The 17,384-nt window shown below is 69.0% G+C and carries 12 protein-coding genes and 2 pseudogenes; 5 read left to right on the top strand and 9 right to left on the bottom strand.

The window, feature by feature from the left end; genetic code table 11:
* Positions 1 to 428: 428 nt before the first annotated feature.
* Positions 429 to 1,181, bottom strand: a complete 753-nt coding sequence (locus EV384_RS26550) for an SDR family oxidoreductase (RefSeq protein ID WP_130337506.1) — start codon at positions 1,179 to 1,181, stop codon at positions 429 to 431.
* A 164-nt stretch (positions 1,182 to 1,345) separates the two neighbouring features.
* Positions 1,346 to 1,675: pseudogene (locus EV384_RS26545) on the bottom strand (IS481 family transposase); the annotation flags it as partial.
* A 354-nt stretch (positions 1,676 to 2,029) separates the two neighbouring features.
* Between EV384_RS26545 and EV384_RS26540 the strand changes: the two are divergent.
* Together EV384_RS26540 and EV384_RS36920 are read left to right on the top strand one after the other, a co-directional pair.
* Positions 2,030 to 3,001: a quinone oxidoreductase family protein gene (locus tag EV384_RS26540; RefSeq protein ID WP_207232467.1), complete on the top strand. Its 972-nt coding sequence runs from the start codon at positions 2,030 to 2,032 to the stop codon at positions 2,999 to 3,001.
* 512 nt (positions 3,002 to 3,513) lie between these two features.
* A pseudogene (locus EV384_RS36920) lies at positions 3,514 to 3,609 on the top strand (hypothetical protein); the annotation flags it as partial.
* Positions 3,610 to 3,698: 89 nt separating this feature from the next.
* Here EV384_RS36920 and EV384_RS36445 read toward each other — a convergent pair.
* Genes EV384_RS36445 through EV384_RS26525 form a run of 3 tightly spaced genes read right to left on the bottom strand, consistent with a single transcriptional unit; the run spans position 3,699 to position 6,063 of the window.
* The gene (locus EV384_RS36445; protein WP_242624304.1) at positions 3,699 to 4,256 is read right to left on the bottom strand and encodes a hypothetical protein; all 558 of its coding nucleotides are present in this window, start codon (positions 4,254 to 4,256) and stop codon (positions 3,699 to 3,701) included.
* Positions 4,253 to 5,095 (bottom strand): ABC transporter permease, encoded by an 843-nt coding sequence (locus tag EV384_RS26530; protein WP_130337502.1) that lies wholly within the window; start codon positions 5,093 to 5,095, stop codon positions 4,253 to 4,255. The genes EV384_RS36445 and EV384_RS26530 overlap by 4 nt, the downstream gene beginning before the upstream one ends.
* Positions 5,092 to 6,063 carry an ABC transporter ATP-binding protein gene (locus EV384_RS26525; protein ID WP_130337501.1) on the bottom strand — a complete coding sequence of 324 codons (972 nt, stop codon included), beginning with the start codon at positions 6,061 to 6,063 and terminating at the stop codon, positions 5,092 to 5,094. The genes EV384_RS26530 and EV384_RS26525 overlap by 4 nt, the downstream gene beginning before the upstream one ends.
* A gap of 177 nt (positions 6,064 to 6,240) precedes the next feature.
* On the opposite strand from EV384_RS26525, the gene EV384_RS26520 reads away from it, so the two are divergent.
* The 3 genes from EV384_RS26520 (at position 6,241) to EV384_RS26510 (ending at position 9,467) form a co-directional block, all read left to right on the top strand.
* Positions 6,241 to 6,918, top strand: a complete 678-nt coding sequence (locus EV384_RS26520; protein WP_130337499.1) for a response regulator transcription factor — start codon at positions 6,241 to 6,243, stop codon at positions 6,916 to 6,918.
* A gap of 31 nt (positions 6,919 to 6,949) precedes the next feature.
* Positions 6,950 to 8,281: a sensor histidine kinase gene (locus tag EV384_RS26515; protein ID WP_165440077.1), complete on the top strand. Its 1,332-nt coding sequence runs from the start codon at positions 6,950 to 6,952 to the stop codon at positions 8,279 to 8,281.
* Between the two features lie 430 nt (positions 8,282 to 8,711).
* Complete coding sequence (locus EV384_RS26510) at positions 8,712 to 9,467, top strand: AfsR/SARP family transcriptional regulator (protein WP_130337495.1); 756 nt, start codon at positions 8,712 to 8,714, stop codon at positions 9,465 to 9,467.
* A 73-nt stretch (positions 9,468 to 9,540) separates the two neighbouring features.
* Here the strand turns inward: EV384_RS26510 and EV384_RS26505 are convergent, their stop codons facing one another.
* From EV384_RS26505 to EV384_RS26485, 4 genes are all read right to left on the bottom strand, one after another.
* The gene (locus EV384_RS26505; protein ID WP_130337493.1) at positions 9,541 to 12,732 is read right to left on the bottom strand and encodes an efflux RND transporter permease subunit; all 3,192 of its coding nucleotides are present in this window, start codon (positions 12,730 to 12,732) and stop codon (positions 9,541 to 9,543) included.
* 36 nt (positions 12,733 to 12,768) lie between these two features.
* A complete protein-coding gene (locus tag EV384_RS26500) occupies positions 12,769 to 13,248 on the bottom strand; it encodes a hypothetical protein (protein ID WP_130337491.1) in 480 nt (159 codons plus the stop codon).
* 43 nt (positions 13,249 to 13,291) lie between these two features.
* Entirely contained in the window at positions 13,292 to 16,513 is a 3,222-nt protein-coding gene (locus EV384_RS26495; RefSeq protein ID WP_130337489.1) for an efflux RND transporter permease subunit, read from the bottom strand.
* A 296-nt stretch (positions 16,514 to 16,809) separates the two neighbouring features.
* On the bottom strand, positions 16,810 to 17,010 hold the full coding sequence (locus tag EV384_RS26485; protein ID WP_165440076.1) for a low temperature requirement protein A: 201 nt from the start codon (positions 17,008 to 17,010) through the stop codon (positions 16,810 to 16,812).
* Between the last annotated feature and the right edge of the window lie 374 nt (positions 17,011 to 17,384).

Below are 17,384 nucleotides of genomic sequence, written 5' to 3'. Positions count from 1 at the left end.
CAACATGCGCGATGCCTCAGACGCACCTTGTCGGCTCTTCCCCGCCGGGGCGGGGTGGCGTGATCCTGGTATCTGGAGTACGGCGAGAGCATCGGCCGCACGAGACCAGGCGAGAGCCCGGCTGCAGGCGAGGCCAGAAGTACGCCCTGTCCATGATCCGCGCGGGCGCACACCTGCCGCAACAACCCTTGGCCACCGGCCCGCCGCGGGCGTACACCTGGGCGATCTTCGGCTTCTTCCGCGCGGTACTGATCACGCTGATCGTCGCGGGCCTGGTCACCCTGATCTCCCGCCGCGGCCGGCACCGCGCCGCGGCGGCCAGGGACACTGGCCGGGCGAGTCCGACGAGCCGTTCACCGAGGCGGCGCGGGTGCTGGTGGAGCGCCTCGGCAAGCCGACGGATCCGACCGCCGCGCCGACGTAGCGGGTTACTGCTCGCGGGCCGCCTGCGCGCGCCAGTCGTCGAGGCGGGTACGGGCGACGCGGGCGCCGTCGGCGGGAACGAGTGAGCGTTCGCCCAGCGTGGCGCCGAAGTAGCGGGCGGCGGGGTCGGTCACCACCGAACGCGGGTCGTGACGGGCGGCGAGAACGGATCGGCCCAGCTCGTCGAGGCGGAACTGCTCCGGCCCGGCGACCTCGACCACGTTCGTCGGCGCACCGACCGCGACCTCGGCCACCGCCGTCGCGACGTCGTCGGCCGCCATCGGCTGAATGAGCACCGGCGCGAGGCGTACGGTGTCGCCGTCCGTGGCGGCGTCGACGATGCCCTGGACGAACTCGAAGAACTGCGTGGCGTGCACCAGCGAATACGGGATCCCGGACGCGACGATGAGCTTCTCCTGGGCGACCTTCGCCCGCATGTACCCGCTGTCCGGAAGCCGGTCGCTGCCCACGACGGAGAGCGCCACGTAGTGCCCCACCCCGGCGTCCGCCGCGGCGGCGAGGAGATTCCGGGTGGACGTCTCGAAGAACTCCAGCACCGCGGCGTCCTCGAACGAGGGAGAGTTCGACACGTCGACGACGACGTCGGCACCGTCGAGCACCTCGCCCACGCCTTCGCCGGTCAGCGTGTTCACGCCGGTCTTCGGTGACGCCGGCACCGCCTCGTGGCCCTGCGCACCGAGGCTGTCCACGAGCTTGGAGCCGATGAGGCCGCTGCCGCCGATGACGACGATCTTCATGATCGAACCACTTCCTGTCTGCCGGTGATGGGCTGGGTCGCGTTACCAACCAGTACGACGGAAACAGGGCACCGATCCGTGAAAGGTGCACCGACGGCAGTTGACGGAGTTGGCCCGGTGGAAGGTCTCACGGGCCGAGACCAGCCTACGTACCTGCGGATACGTGGCGTGGAGACATCACGCCTCATGATTGTGTACGTCATACACCATGGATGGTCGTGCTCTTAGCGACGGATCGGCTCGCCGGTGGCGCGGTCGATGTGCGTCAGCCGGTTGATCCGGCAGCGGGTCAGCACGGCGTGCACGGTCGAGGCCGGCATCGCCAGCTGGCCGGCGATCTGCACCGGCCCGAGGCGCTGTTTCCAGCGCAGGTGCACGATCTTGCGCACCACCGACCGGCCAGTCTTGGCCGGGCTGTGGTGCGGGCGCGACGACCGGTCCGTCATCGCGGCCGCACCGTGCTCGGCGTACCGCACGGCCCACCGCTTCGAGGTTACGGTGTCCGTGTTGATCGAGCTGTGCTACCGGGCATCGTGTGACGCTCGAACCGGTACCAGACCACGTCAGGTTCGTTAGGGTGTGGCCGCAGCGCGGTCGGATGGTGTGTACTCCTCGCCCATGCGGTCGCGACGGGTCCATCCGCCGGTCGGGGTCGCCGAGTGGTGACGGGGCAGGGCGGCAGACCGTGCTTCGCCTGTCACCGGACGCGTCCGCGGCGCGGGTCCGGCGCGTTGGCGGCCGGTAGCCCGACCGGGTGAACGGCGCTCGGGCAGCGACCGACGGCGACGGGGGCAGGGCATGCTGCGTTCGACGATGCCGGTGGCCGCCGGGGCGGAGAGGAATTCCAGATGGCAGACGGCGATGTGCCCGAGCGGATGCAGGCCGCGGCCCTCGACGAGTTCGGCGGCCCGGGGGTGATCACCCTGCGTATCCTGCCGGTGCCACAGATCGCCGACGACGAGGTGCTGATCAAGGTGTGGAGCGCCGGCGTGGGGGTCTGGGACGCCTTCGAACGGGAGGGCACGCTGGTGCCCGAGGGCACCTCGTTCCCGATCGTGCCCGGCGCGGACGCCGCCGGCAGCGTCGCCGCCGTCGGCCGGCAGGTGACCAACGTCGCCGTGGGCGACGTGGTCTACGTGTACGGCTACACCCGGCCGAAGGGCGGCTTCTACGCCGAATACGCGGCGACGAAGGCGCAGTACGTCGCGAAGCTGCCGGCGGGGCTGCCGGTGGAGCACGCGGGGGCCATGCCCACCGACGCGCTGACCGCCTTGTCGGGTCTGGACATGCTCGGCCTGTCCGCCGGCGCGTGGGTGTTGATCTTCGGCGCGAGCGGCGGGCAGGGCCACCTGGCCGTGCAGTTGGCCAAGCGGCAGGGGCTCAACGTGGTCGCCGTGGCGTCCGGGGCGGAGGGCGTGGCGCTGGTGACCCGGCTCGGCGCCGACGTGGCCCTCGACGGTCACGGTGACCTCGCCGAGGTGCTCGGGCGGATCCGGGAGGTGGCGCCGGACGGCGTCGACGGCCTGCTGGCGATGGCCGGTGGCGAGACGCTGGACAAGCTCACCGAGGCGCTGCGCGACGGTGGCGTGCTCGGGTACCCCCACGGGGTGCAACCGGAACCGAGCGAGCGGCCCGGCGTGACGGTCCGGGCGTACGACGGCGAGACCGGCCCCCGGCAGTTGCAGCGCCTCAACGAGCTCATCGAGGCGGGACCCTTCCAGGTGCACGTCGCCGAGAAGTTCCCGCTTGGGCAGGCGGCGGAAGCGCACCGTCGCCTGCAGACCTCCTTCCCAGGCAAGCTGCTGCTCACGGTGGCCTGACCGCCGGCCCCGGCCTCGACGGGCCGACGTCGACGACAGCCGTCCGGGGACACCATCACCTGACCGGGCCGCCCGGGTTGCTATACACGAAGGCCCCGAGCAACCCCGGCACCGGTTCGTGCCAGCGCCGGGCATGCTCCCTACCCGCCCCCACCTCGTCCGGCGCCTACACCTTTGACGCCGTCGGCGGTGAAGGCCCGATTGTCAAGCGCCTGGCCAAGGACGGCCGGGATGCCGGGCTGGAAGGAGATCACCCCGCACTCGTTCCTGCACGCCTGGGACGCTTGACGAGCAGGATCTACGCACCACCCAGCGGCCGCTGAAGGTTCTAGCGATGGTGGGCCCGCGGCGCTGGAGCTGCCCGGGCTACCCGCAGCGGCCGCTCAGCCCTGCAGACCGCGCTGAGGGCCGGCATCCGCGACCTTTTCCCGTGGCTCGCACAGGTGAAAGCCAGGTCGACGCCGGATACCAGGGCTGGCCGAACAGCCCGCCATCGACGAAGGACAGCAGTCATGACCCACCGCACCGCCTTGATCATCGGCGGCGGCGTCGCCGGTCCGGCCGCAGCCATGGCCCTGCAGAAGGCCGGGATCGACTCGGTCGTCTACGAGGCCCATCCCACCAGCGCGGACGGCATCGAAACCTTCCTCACCCTTGCCACAAACGGAGTCCTGAATCCGAGGGTGAGTTCCTCCTGTCAACTCGTACGCCGAATGCGATATCTGGCAGCTGCGGCCACCAGACCGAGCACGACCGGAACGACGATGGCAACCGGCAGCGAGCCCGCTGCGGTCAGGGTCCGCTTTCCGGCCACCGCCACGTGTACCGGCTGGCTCACCACGAGCGGGCCGGTACCCGCCGTGGAGTCGCCGCCGGGCATGAGCACGACGTAGACGTCGAAACTGCCGGTGTTGACGGCCTGGAACTGCCAGGACAGCGACGTGCTGCTGCCCGGCGCCACCGGCGGAACTTCCCGGGTCACGTCCGCCGACCAGTCCTCGAGGTCGACGTAGACGCCGTCCAGGCTCGCGACGTTGAGGTGGGCCACCAGCCGGTCGGTCGGCGCGTCACCCGAGTTGACCACGCGGGACTCAAGCGTCAACCTCTCACCAACGACCGTGTTGAGTCGGCTCTGCTCCAATACGACCTCGACGACGCCCGGCAGTGGCGGCGGAGCGGCTGCCGCCGCAGCGGTCAGGCCGACGGGAGCCGTCAGCGCCAGTAACAGCCCGGCGAGGGCCAGCCCTGTCTTCATGCTCCGCTCACCCCTCCATACAGCCTGACGATCCGGGTGCCGGCGGCAACCAGGACGCCCCCGGCCAGTACCGCGGTGAGTAGCGGAGAGATCAGGTAGGACAGGTCCCGCGTCCAGGCGTGCCCGTTGACGAGCACAGCCGTCAGGTAGTGCAGCGCCGCGTCGACCGGGTTGAGCCGGACGAGGACGTCTCCGAACCAGCCCCTCGGCGTGCCGCCGGGCAACTGGGTCGGCGCGAAGAACGCCAACAGCAGGAACAGGCTTATTGCGAGACTGACCTTGTTGGAACTCGAAATGGCGCTGATCAGCAGACCGAGCGCGGCGAGCGCGACCGCCAGCAGCGTGCCGACGAGCAGGCCCAGCAGCAGCGCCTGCCCGACGATGGACACTCCGCGTCCGAGCACCCACAGGTACGGCACACTCACGACGAAGGTCGCGAGCCAGAGCGACAAGGCGGCGGCCATCTTCCCCAGCACGATCGCCCGGCGGGAGACGGGTGCGAGCAGCAGGCTCTCCAGCGTGCCCCGCTCCCGCTCCCCGCTGATCGCGTCGGCGCTGACCACCAGCGTGACGAGGACGCCGATCGCCACCGCAACCTGCAGGGTGAGGTTCACCGCCTCCCGCTGCTCGAGGAAGTTGAGCACCTGATTGGTACCGGCAAGGTAGGTCATGACGCTCAGGACGACGCTGAACGCGAAGACCAACACCGGGCCGCGCCCGCTCACCCACAGATCGCGGCACTCCTGTTCGGCGACGACCCGCCAACCCGGGCCATCGCCGCGAACCCCGCCCGCGCTGGGTTCGGCGCTCCGGACCCGCCCGCTCAGACCCGTCGTCACCGGACACCCTCCCCGGTCATGGCTAGGAACGCGTCGCTGAGTCGCGCGCCTTCGACCTCGAAGGACAGGACCGGCACGTCGGCGCTCAGCACCGCCCGCAGTGCTGCGTTCATCCCGGTATCCGTGCCGCCCTGGTCTGCGGCCGGCCGTCCGTTCAGGGAGATCCTGAGGATGTCGGGACGTTCGTCGGCGGGCTCTGTCATCAGGTCGGCGACGCCCGCGAGCGCTTGCCGGGCCCGACCGACCAACTCGATCGGGACGCGCATCTGCGCGTACTGCTGGGTGGGGACAGCGCGGGTGACCTCGCCGAAGGTGCCGGAGACGAGGATCTTCCCCTTGTGGAGGATCAGCACGCTCGTGCAGATCTCCTCGACGTCCGGAAGGGTATGGGTGCTGAGGATGACGGTGGCTCCTCTGCCCGCCGCGATCTCGCGGACGATCGCCAGCATCTGACGTTGCCCGGCCGGGTCGAGCCCGAGCGTCGGCTCGTCGAGGAACACGACAGCGGGATCGTTGACCAGCGCCCGTGCGATACCCAGCCGCTGCCGCATGCCGCGGCTGTACGTGGAGATCCGCGACGAGCCACGCTCGGCCAGGCCTACCTCCGCCAGTAGCCGCTCGGCGGCCCGCACGGCGTCCGGACGGCCGTGGCCGAACAGCCGCGCGTGGTAGCGCAGGTACTCCTCGCCCGTCTGGTGTCCGGGATAGCCGCTGCTTTCCGGCAGCACGCCGATCCGCCGGCGAATCTCGCCCGGCCGGGTGCAGGGAACCCCAGCCACCGAGAACTCCCCGCTCGTCGGCGCGAGCACCGTGGTGAGCAATCGGATGGTGGTCGTCTTGCCCGACCCGTTCGGCCCGAGCAGTCCCACGACCTCGCCTTGCCGTGCCGTGAAGCTCAACCCGTCAACCGCCGTACGGTCCCCGAACCGCTTGGTGAGCCGCACCGCCTCGAGCTGCACGCTGGCCATGAGCGTCCCCCTCTCTCGCCGTGCGAGGTGGCGGCGCGCCACCCGCGGTCCGTTCGACCAGGACGTCATGGCGACTGTACGGCGGGTTGGCTGAAGACCGGCTGAACGCGGACGAAGCCGGAGGTCTGCGTCGGCGGCTTCAGCGGGCAGTAAGCCGGCGAGTGGCACACTTGGGGAGTGCGCATCCTCGTGGTCGAGGACGACAAGCACCTCGCCCGGTCGGTCAAGCGTGGACTGGAGGCCGAGGGGTTCGCTGCTGAGGTCGCACTCGACGGCATCGACGGCCTCTGGCGGGCCACGGACGGCGACTTCGACGTCATCGTTCTCGACATCATGCTTCCCGGCAAGAACGGCTTCCAGGTGTGCGCCGAGTTGCGTGAGGCCGGCAACTGGACCCCGATTCTCATGCTCACGGCCAAGGACGGCGAGCTGGACGAGGCGGAAGCTCTCGATACCGGAGCCGATGACTACCTGTCCAAGCCGTTCTCCTATGTCGTACTGGTCGCCAGAATTCGGGCGCTGCTGCGCCGGGGTTCGCGGGAGCGCCCGGCCACGCTGAATGTCGGCGACCTGCGGCTCGACCCCGCCGCCCACCGGGTCTGGCGTGGGGAAACGGAGGTCTCACTCACTCCGCGCCAGTTCGCCCTCCTCGAGTTCCTCATGCGGCGTCCGGGCGAAGTGCTTTCCAAGGGCACCATCCTCGCCCACGTCTGGGACTTCGCGTTCGACGGCGACCCGAACATCGTCGAGGTCTACGTCCGGCACCTACGCAGGAAGATCGACGAGCCGTTCGGTCGATCCGCGATCCAGACCGTCCGTCTCGTCGGCTACCGACTGGACCCCGATGGCGGCTGAAAACCCCCGGCCTCGGGCACGCCTCACGACGGTGCGCGCCCGTACCACCGTGGCCGCCACGATCGTCGTCGGTGTCGCCCTCGTGGTCACCGCCGTGAGCCTGGTGATGTTTCTGCGATTTTCGCTGGTCGAACGCGTCGACGACATTGCGAGGGTACGTGCGCACGACGTCGCGACCCTGGCCCGCCAGGGCACACTCCCCACGGAGCTGGCCGTCGAGGGTGACGACGGAAGCATCGCCCAGGTCGTGGACGGCGCCGGCCGGGTGGTGGCCGCCACCGCCGGACTTCAGCGCGATCAGTCTCTCGCCCGGTTCCGCCCTCCCGGGGCGGGGTCCGAGGTTCGCACAGTGGACGGCCTTCCGTTCGGCGAGGCCGGCAGCTACCGGGTCATCGCGCTGCCCACGGCTACGCCCGAAGGGCCGGTGACCGTCTACGTTGCGGCGAGTCTTTCCCCGGTCGATGACGTCGTCGACGTTCTCCAGGGCGCCCTTGCCACCGGTGCTCCACTGCTGCTGGCACTCGTCGCCGTCACGACCTGGACGGTCGCGGGTCGCACCCTGCGGCCGGTGGACGCCATCCGGGCCGAGGTCGCCGACATCTCCGAACGCTCCCTCGACCGGCGCGTGTCCGTGCCGGCCACGGACGACGAGATCAGTCGGCTCGCGGGCACGATGAACATGATGCTCGACCGGTTGGATGCCGCCGCCGAGCGTCAACGCCGCTTCGTCGCGGACGCCTCGCACGAGCTGCAGACCCCGCTCGCCGCGGCGCGCACCGATCTGGAGGTCGCGCTCGCCCACCCTGACCGCACCAGATGGAACGAAACCGCCGCCGACCTGCTCGCGGCGAACCGTCGCATGGAGCGGCTGGTCCGGGACCTGCTCTTCCTCGCACGGGCGGACGCCGGCGTTCCCCGCCCCCCAGCCCGTCCCGTCGACCTCGACGACATCGTCCTGGCCGAGGCGGCCCGGATCCGGGGCGGCGGCCACCTGCGGGTCGACACCGGCGCGGTCTCGGCGGCTGCCGTCGACGGCCGTCGCGACGACCTGACCCGGGCCGTACGCAATCTGTTCGACAACGCCGAGCACCATGCCTCGTCCCTGATCAGGGTCGAGCTCGGCAGCGACGACCGCCGGGTCACGTTGATCGTCCACGACGACGGGCCGGGGATTCCGCCCGCGGACCGGAAGCGCGTCTTCGAGCGATTCACGCGCCTCGACGATGACCGGAGCCGTCGCACGGGCGGCACCGGTCTCGGTCTGGCCATCGCGAGAGAGATCATCGACGCACACGGAGGCTCGATAGACGTCGAGGACGCGCCTCGCGGCGCACGGTTCGTCATCCGCCTACCCGCGCGCTAATTGACCGCCTTGCTGGGAAAGACCCGGCGAATCCCCCTTTATGGCAAACGCACCTTGTGAGGAGGGCAAGGCGGGGCACGTGCACCTGCCTGTTGCGGAAATGCGCGTCTTGGTAGGCAATGAAACTGTGGTGCGGGTGACCGAATTTCTGATGATTACTCGCTTTTACCCGCGAACACAGACTGAATCGGCCTCTAGTGTCGCAATTTATACTTAAACCTTGACATTCATATGCGCATTCTGTTATATCCTACTTTAGGTGCTTTCGACGGCTGGCGAGTGCATACCACTTGTGACTGGTGTCGGCGGAATACAGAGAACGGGGCCAATCGACCGAACAACCGTTTCATCACAAGCATCGACGGCCTGGATCCGAGACCCTGCGCAGCGAGGCGGAGGAGGTGTAGACGCATCACGGGGGGAGGGGGTTGTGGAGTTCCGGCTCTTGGGTGCAGTGGAGGCATGGGCGGGTGATCGACAGGTCGATCTCGGGCCACGCCAACAGCGGCTTATGCTGGCGATCCTCGCGCTGAACGTGAATCAGCTTGTGCCGCTCGACCGCCTCGTTGACCTGACATGGCCTGAATCGCCGCCCCCGACCGCACGTCATGCCATCCACGTCCGCGTCTCGCAACTCCGCACCGCCCTGGCCATGGCCGGAGCGGATCGTGAAGGCGTAAAGATCACCACCCGCGGCCCGACGTATCTCCTGCGAGCCGACCCGATGAGTGTGGACGCCCACCGCTTCCGCGCTCTCCTCACCGTGGCTCGTCTTGAGACGGAGGACCTGGAGAAGGCGGCGATGTTGCGGCGTGCGCTCGATCTGTGGCACGGACCCCCGCTGGCCGACGTGGCGACCCCGCGAGTCGAAGATCTGTGCCGGGGGCTGGAGGAAGCGCGGTTGACGGCTGTGGAGGAGTGGCTGGACACGCAGTTGCGGCTCGGCCGGCACGAGGCCGTATTGGACGAACTCGCCGAGTACGCCGGGCAGTATCCGTACCGCCAACGATTGCTCGCGCAGCTCATGCTGGCCCTGTACCGCGCCGGCCGCGCCGCCGACGCGCTGGTCGCGTACCGGCTCGCGCGGAGTCGGCTGGTCGACGAGCTCGGACTCGACCCATCGCCGCAGCTGCAGAAGCTGGAGAGGGCGATCCTTCGCGGCGATCCTGCACTTGACCTGCCGTGACCGCAGCGGCCCGGCGGACCCGTCGGCAACCACGGCGATTCGTCGTAGCTGGGCCGAGAGCCCGCCGGACCGGTCAGGCATGGGACCTTCCGGACCGCAGGGCCATGGGCCATAACCGCCCGGCAAGCGGCCGGCGCGTGGACGAATCCTTGGGTCGGCCGAAACGCAGATAGAGCGACGGGAGGACAAACAGGTTCAGCAGAGTCGAGGTGAACAGGCCACCCAGAATCACCACCGCCATCGGGTGTTCTATCTCGTGACCGGGCAGGCTGCCCTCGATGGCCAGGGGAACCAGGGCGAGCCCGGTCGCCAACGAGGTCATGAGGATCGGCGAGAGTCGCTCCTTCGCGCCACGGAGGACGAGGTTTCGGCCGAAGCTTTCCCCTTCCTCCCGCTCGAGATACTGGAAATGGTTGATCATGAGAATGCCGTTACGCGCGGCGATGCCCAGCACGGTGAAGAATCCCACGAGCGAGCCGAGCGAAAGGATGCCGCCACCGACGTATGCCGCGAGGATCCCGCCCACCAGAGCCATGGGCAGCGTGAGGAGGACGAGGAACGACAGCCGCCAGCTGTTGAAGGCGGTGGTCAGCAGGAACAGGATCCCGATCACCGCGACGCCGGCGAAGAGCCGCAGCCGGTCCTGGGCGCTCGTCGCCTCCTTGTACTCACCGAGCAGTTGTGGGTGGTAGCCGGGCGGGAAGTCCACCGTCGCCAGGCGGCGCTCAACCTCGGCCGCGACGTCGCCCAAGGCCTTCCCCGCGGCCACATTGGCGCCCACGTTGATATACCGCGATCCATTCTCCCGCAGGACCTGGTTGGGCGTGGGCACCATCTTGACCTCGGCCAGCTCGCCCACGGGGACCTTGCTCCCGTCCGCCGCGTCCAAAAGGAGGTTACGGACGCTCTCGATGCTGTACCGGGCACTCGGCACGCTCCACACGTGCACCTCGGTGTTCTTGCCGTTCCGCCAGATGTCGCCCGCCTCCTCGCTGGCGATGAACGTGGCGGCCGTTCGGCGTACGTCGCCGGGCTTGATCCCGTACCGGGCCGCCTTGGCCAGGTCGACCTGGACGTCGACCTGGGGAACTGTGGTCTGCAGCGTCACGTGTTCGTCGATGATGCCGTCGATCCCGGCGACGAGGTCCTTGACCTCGTTGGCCTTGTTGCGAAGCACGTCGAGGTCGTCGCCGACGATGCGGACGATGATGGCGTCGCTGGAGCCGGTGAGCACCTCCTTCGTGCGCTCCTTCAGATAGGTCTGCACATCGCGCTGCAGGCCGGGATAGCCGTCGACCACCTTCTGCACGGCGTCATGAGTCTTGTCGTAGTCGACCTTCGGGTCGATGCTGATCCAGTTCTCGGTGAAGTTCATGCCGACGACCTCGTCGGCCAACGTGCCCTGCCCGATGTGGGCGCCGAAGTTCCGGACCCCGGGGATCGCCCGCAGTTCCCTGCTGACCTGTTCCGTGATGCGGACACTCTCCTCACGCGAGGTGCCGGGCTGGGTCACCCAGTGCATCAGGAAGTCCCGCTCCTTGAACGCGGGGAACAGGTTCTGTCCCAGCATCGGTACCACCATGACGCCGCCCGCCAGGACGAGTACGACGGTCGCGTAGGCGAAGGCGGGACGCGGGATGATGCGTGCCAGCGACGCGGTATAGCCGCGCTGGAGCCAGCGCACCAGCGGCGATTCCCGCCGCTCGATCGGTGACCGGGCCAGCAGCATCAGGGCGAGCGCCGGGATCACCGTCAGGGCCACCAGCAGCGAGGCCAGGATGGCCAGCCCGTAGGCGAACGCCATGGGCCGGAAGAACGAGCCGGTGAGCCCGGTGAGCAGGAAGATCGGGACCGTGCTGACCAGGATGATCATCGTGGCCTGGACGATGGGACCACGGACCTCCACCGACGCGTCGAGGACGATGGCGGCGGTCGACTTCGTGCTGCCCGCTCGCCGGTGCTGGCGGATGCGGCGGACGATGTTCTCAACGTCGATGATGGCGTCGTCGACGAGCACGCCGAGGGCGATCACCAGCCCGGCCAGGATCATGGTATTTATCGTGGCCCCGGTCCAGTGCAGGACGAGTCCCGCCGCGACGAGGGAGAGCGGGATCGAAATGGCGCTGATCAGCGCGACCCGCCACTCGAAGAGGAAGAGCACCAGGATCAGGACCACCAGGATGAATCCGATGACCATCGCCCGACCGAGGTTCTCGACCGAGGTCTCGATGAAGGTCGCCGGCCGGAAGATCTCGGTATCGACGTCGAGGCCCTGCATGCCGGGCGCCATCTCCTTCAGCGCGGCCTCCACCCCGCGGGTCACCTCGAGGGTGTTGCCCCAGGGCAGCTTCTCGACGATGAGCATGAGGCCGGGGCCGTCGTTGATGACCGCGTCCCCCGTGAGCAGGGACGGCGGCATGATGTCGTCCGTGATGTAGGCGACGTCCTTCAGGTAGACCGGCTTGGCGCCCTTCGGCACCTCGATGGGGATCTCGGCCAGTTGCTGCCCGGTCAGGGCGGGCAGTTGGTGCTGCACCTGGAGCCGCTGGTTGGCGGTGTCGACCCACCCGCCGGTGCCGATCTCGAACCCGCCGTTGAACTTCAGCTGACCCACGTCCACCGCGTCTCCGGCGGCCTCCATGACCTGGGCCAGCGTGACGTTGTGCTGCTTCATGAGCTCGGGATCGACGAGGGCCTGCTTGACGTGCCACCGATCGCCCCAGATGGCCACGTTCGCCACCCCGGGTACCCGCATCAGGCGGGGCCGGACCGTCCAGTAGGCCTGCAGCGCCATGTCGACGTGGGCGGCGTCGGACTTGTCCGCCTGGGATATCCCGATCTTCATCACCCGGCTGGTCGACGACAGCGGTTGGATCATGAAGGGGGAGTTGGCCCAGCGCGGCAGTCTGGGAGTGATGGCGGTGAGGCGCTCCTGGATCAGCAGGCGGGCCGCCATCAGGTCGGTCCCCGGCTTGAAGATCAGGATAATCGAGGAGAGCTGGGAGACCGACTTGGAGCGCATCACGTCCAGGCCCTCGATCCCGGTGAGCCCCTGCTCAAGCGGGACGGAGACAAGCTCCTCGACGTCCTGCGCGGACAGTCCGATGCAGATCGTCTGTATCTCCACCCTCGGCGGCGCGAACTCGGGGAACGCGTCGACGGGCATGTCGCGAATCTGCAGGACGCCGAAGAACATCAACATCGAGGCCCCGACAACCACGAGGAACCGGAGCTTCAGACTCGTTCCAATGATCCAACGCATCATGGCGTGGGGTCCCTACCCTCGTAGCGACTGGATGGACTACTTGCCGACCCCGAGCTCGGCGCCCCAGAGTTCGATCGCGCCGGTGGTCACGATCGTGGTCCCCGCTGGCGGTGCCTGGGCAAGGAACGCGTCGGTCCCGCTCGCCCCGCCCACGGTCGCCACCACGACCTTCTCCCGGACATAGGTCAACGGCTGAGGAACCGTATAGACCCAGGCCACGCCGTTCGGGTCGTAGAGCACTGCCGAGTACGGCACCACAGTCGCCGGCGGGCCCGGCGACGGGGTCGGCCCGACCGGCGGTGCGGTCCGCGCCGCGCCGATCGTGACCGTCGCGATGCCCACCCGGCGCGCCGCCTGCTCGGTCAGCGTCACCTGCTTGACGTCCTTGCCCGGCATCGCCTCGACCCTGGCCGGGCTCTCCTTGTGGCCACCCGAGGTGTTCGAGGCGGGCGTCGTGCAGGCCGCCAAGCCCAGCGTGATCAGGATCGCTGCGATCCACCGACCACTGTGTCGCATGTGGTCGCCTCCTTGTCTGTGCATGGGACTCTCCTGGTTCCGATCAGGCCGGAGCCGGGCTTGAAGGGGTTTCCTTGCCCGCCGCACCGGGTTCTGGCCTGGGCGTGGGTATCGATCCGGCCCGGGGCTCCGACCGGGCCACCGATGGAGACCGGACGGCGAACCGCAGATACAGCACGGGCAGGACGAGCAGGTTCAGCAGCGCGGTCGTGACCAGGCCACCAAGGATGATCAGGGCGAGCGGGCTCACGATCTCGAGGCCGGAGACGCTGCCGTAGATCACCATGGGAAGCAGAGCCAGCCCCGCCGCCAGGATGCCCGTCACGGCCGGGATGAACTGCTGCCGTGACCCGCGCTCGACCAGCTCGGCACCTGGCGGGTGGCCTTCCTCTTCCAACCGCTGGTACCGCATGATCTGCAGCGTGCCGCCCCGAACGGCCATGGCCAGCACGGTGAGCAGCCCCAGCAGCGCGACCACCGAGACGGCCGACCGGTCGATGGCCGCCAGCAGCAGCCCGCCCGCCAGCGCCGTCGGCAGGAGCAGGAAGTACAGCGACGCCACCCGCCAGCTACCGAAGCCGGCCTGCAGCAGGAAGAAGATCAGGATCACGGCGCCGATCACGAAGGTCCACACCCGGAGGTCTGAACTGGCCCGTGCCTGCCCCTCGCCGAGCACCTCCAGATGGTGCTCACGGGGGAAGGTCACCTGCGCGAGCCGGTCCTTGACCTCGCTCGTCACGGCACCCAGACCACGCCCGCGCACGTTTGCGACGACGTCCATGCTGCGGGAGACCTGGTCGTGTGTGATGACCTCCGGCTTCGCCACGATTCTGACGTCGGCGACATCAGCCAGGCGCACCTGGGTCGGGCCGCCGCCCCGGCCACCGACCGGCGCGTCGATCAGCAGGTTCTGGATGGTGGACATGTTCTGGCGCACCGCGGGGACGCCCCACACGACGACCTCGAACACCTTCTGGTCGTCGAAGAGGTTGCCCGCGACCGTGGACGAGACGAGGGTGGCGGCCGCCCGGCGCACGTCGCCCGGCTTGAGGCCGTACTTCGCGGCCTTGGCGACGGAGACCTCGATCTCCACCGTCGGCGCGACCTCTGCGGTCCGTACCCGTGGCTCGGTGACGCCGTCGATGGCGGCGATGATGCCGAGGACCTCCTGGGCCTTCTCGTTGAGCACCGCATAGTCGTTGCCGTAGATGCGCACGATGAGGTCCTCCGTGGCACCGCGGGTCACCACCTCCCGGATCCGCTTGTCCGAGTAGGTGATCACGTCGCTCTGCACCCCGGGATAGCCGTCCACCACCTGCTGCACGGCGGCCAGGGTCCGGCCGTAGTCAGCCCCCGGGTCGACACTGAGCCACACCTCGCCCGAGTTCATGTTGACGACCTGGTCCGACGCCAGTGCCCTCCCGGCGTGGGCGCCGACGTTGCGTACTCCCTGGACGGCCCGCAGTTCGGCACTGAGCGCACCCGTGATCCGGTTCATCTCCGGTCGGGACGTGCCGGGCGGCGCCTCCCAGGTGATCAGCAGGTCGCGCTCCTGAAGCGTCGGGGACAGCGGCCGCGAGCCGAGGAACGGCAGAGCGGCCAGGCCCGCCACCACGAGGAGTCCGACCAGGGCATAGGACCAGACGGGCCGGCGGAGCAGCCGGGGCAGCAGCGCGCCGTACGCCCGCTCCAACGCTCGGGCGAGCGGCGACTGGCCGTGCTGCAGCGACGACCGGGAGAGCAGGAGCGTGGCCAGCACGGGGGCGACCGTCAGCGCGACCACCAGTGAGACCACTGTGGCGGCCAGGAAGCCCTGTGCGACCGGGGTGAGGAACGCGCCGCGCACCCCGTCGAGGATGAAGAGGGGCACGACCGAGATCGCGGCGATCAGGGCTGCGACCAAGAGCGGGCCGCGTACGTCGAGGATGGCTCCCCGGATGGTGTCGGAGAGGGGCTCGTCGGAGCCATCCTCGCGGCGCTGCCGCAGCCGTTGCCTGACGTTGTCGACGGCGATCACCGCGTCGTCCACGACGATGGCGAGGGCCATCACCAGCCCCGCCAGGGACAACATATTGAGGGGTACGTCGAACCAGGACAGCACGAGCACCGTAACCGCCACGGAGGCTGCGATGGTCACGAGACTGACCAGCGCGGTGCGCCAGCTGAACAGGAAGGCACCGAGCACCAGCAGCAGGAGGATGGCGCCGAGGATCAGCGTCGTGGTCAGGTTGTCGACCATCTTCTCGATGAAGGTGGCCGGCCGGTACACCGTCGTGTCGATCTGGACGTTCGGCATGGCGGGTCGCAGCTCGTCGAGGGCCGCCTCCACGTCCCGGGTCACGTCCGCGACCTTGGCGCCCGGGAACCGCTCCACCACGAGCATGAGGCTCGGGGCGTCCTTGACGACCGCGTCGCCGATGAGGAGCTGGTGGTCCTCGACGATCTGGGTGACGTCACCCAGCAGCACCCCGCGGTCCTCGGCGCCCTGAACGGTGACCTTGCCGAGATCCGCGGCGGTCTTGATCGGCTGGTTGTGCTGGATCTCGATCCGCTGGTTGGCGGTGTCGATGAAACCGCCCAGCCCGGGTGTCGAGGCCTCCACGAAGGTCAGTGGCGAGACCCACAGCGCGTTGGCCGACGTGCGCAGGACCTGGTCCAGCGTGACGCCGTTCTGCATCAGCTTGGCGGGATCGACCTGCACCTGCAGCTGCCGGTCGCGGAACCCCCAGATGGCCACGTTGGCCACGCCGGGGACGCTCAGCAGGCGGGGCACGATCGTCCAGCGCGACAGCAGCGACATGTCGATCAGTGAGCGATCCTGGGACGACAGACCGATCATCATGAGCCGACCGGTCGACGAGAGGGGCTGCACCACCAGCGGCGGCCTCGACGAGGCGGCAGGCAGCATGGCGACCATGGTCAGGCGCTCCTGCACGACCTGCCTGGCCCGGATCGGGTCGGTGCCTGGCTCGAACGTCATCTCCATCGACGACAATCCCGGGAGCGTGCGGGACTCGAGCTTGGCCAGCCACGGGATCCCGTTGAAGAACTCGTTCTCCATCGGGTTGGTGATCAGATTCTCCACCTCCTCGGCGGAGAGCCCGAGCGCCTCGACCTGCACGTCCACCCGCACCGGCCCGAACTCCGGCAGGGCCTCGACCGACGTGTTGCGAAGCTGTACGAAGCCGACGGCCATCAGGGCGACGGCGATGGCGAGCACCAGCCGTTGATATTTGACGCTTGACCCGACGATCCACCGCATCATGGCCCGAGACCTCTCAGTTGGAGTTCACCGGTCTGCCGATCAGGGCCAAGATTGACGGCGCCCGCTCACGCTCCGCTCACAGTGGGCTCACACACTCACAGGCTCACAGCAGGCGCACGCCCGTCGTCCACCTGCTGCGGCCGACATTCCGCTACGCCGGCCGCCAGCACTCGGACGCGATCGCGAAGGCCGTGAGACCGGTCTGCACCGCGGCAACGCGCTGCGCTCCACCGCGGCCCGCTGCGTCGGGTTCTGCCGGTTGACCAGCCAGAAGGCGCCGAGGTGCGGCAGCCGGATCAGCGCGTAACAGGCCACGAAGACCAGCGTCCCGACAGACCACCTCTGGCATCGTTGAACGCCTGCGGGCTTGCCAGCGTGATCACCGCAGTCACCGCGACCACCATCACCATCACCAGGCGTACCACCGGGCTCTCCGAGCGGACCGCCGCGGCCAGCCAGGTGTACGCGCACCAGGCGAACCAGAGCACGACGAGCACCAGGAGCCCCGCGTGCCCCGCCCCGCCGGGTGGGGTCTTCCGCCATCAGGGCGACGACCTGGAGGAACGCGTACACGAAGATCAGGTCGAAGAACAGCTCCTTCGGCGTCACGCCGGACTGCTTGACGACCGGGCGGATCGCGGCGTGCAGCTGTCGGTGGCGGTGCCGGAAGACCGTTGCGTCTGCCAGCGCCATGGCAGCCACCGCTGCGGCGAGCAGCGCCAGCTGGGCCAGCAGCGGCACCCGAGGCGCGATCAGCGCCAGGGAGCCCACCAGGAGGATCCCGAGGGACCGGTGACCGGCCGAGCAGGCGTGCGGGTGAGGTGTACCAGTTGTACGGCCCGCGTCCGAACGGCGAGTCTTCCGTTTGTCC

It is taken from the genome of Micromonospora kangleipakensis (genome assembly GCF_004217615.1).
GTDB lineage: Bacteria > Actinomycetota > Actinomycetes > Mycobacteriales > Micromonosporaceae > Micromonospora > Micromonospora kangleipakensis.
Note: the sequence above shows the minus strand (reverse complement) of the source record. Positions and strands in the feature narration are given on the sequence as shown.

Coding starts and splice junctions, on each gene's coding strand:
- EV384_RS26550 (WP_130337506.1), bottom strand. CDS start 1,181: ATGAAGATCGTCGTCATCGGCGGCAGCGGCCTCATCGGCTCCAAGCTC.
- EV384_RS26540 (WP_207232467.1), top strand. CDS start 2,030: ATGGCAGACGGCGATGTGCCCGAGCGGATGCAGGCCGCGGCCCTCGAC.
- EV384_RS36445 (WP_242624304.1), bottom strand. CDS start 4,256: ATGAAGACAGGGCTGGCCCTCGCCGGGCTGTTACTGGCGCTGACGGCT.
- EV384_RS26525 (WP_130337501.1), bottom strand. CDS start 6,063: ATGGCCAGCGTGCAGCTCGAGGCGGTGCGGCTCACCAAGCGGTTCGGG.
- EV384_RS26505 (WP_130337493.1), bottom strand. CDS start 12,732: ATGATGCGTTGGATCATTGGAACGAGTCTGAAGCTCCGGTTCCTCGTG.
- EV384_RS26500 (WP_130337491.1), bottom strand. CDS start 13,248: ATGCGACACAGTGGTCGGTGGATCGCAGCGATCCTGATCACGCTGGGC.
- EV384_RS26495 (WP_130337489.1), bottom strand. CDS start 16,513: ATGATGCGGTGGATCGTCGGGTCAAGCGTCAAATATCAACGGCTGGTG.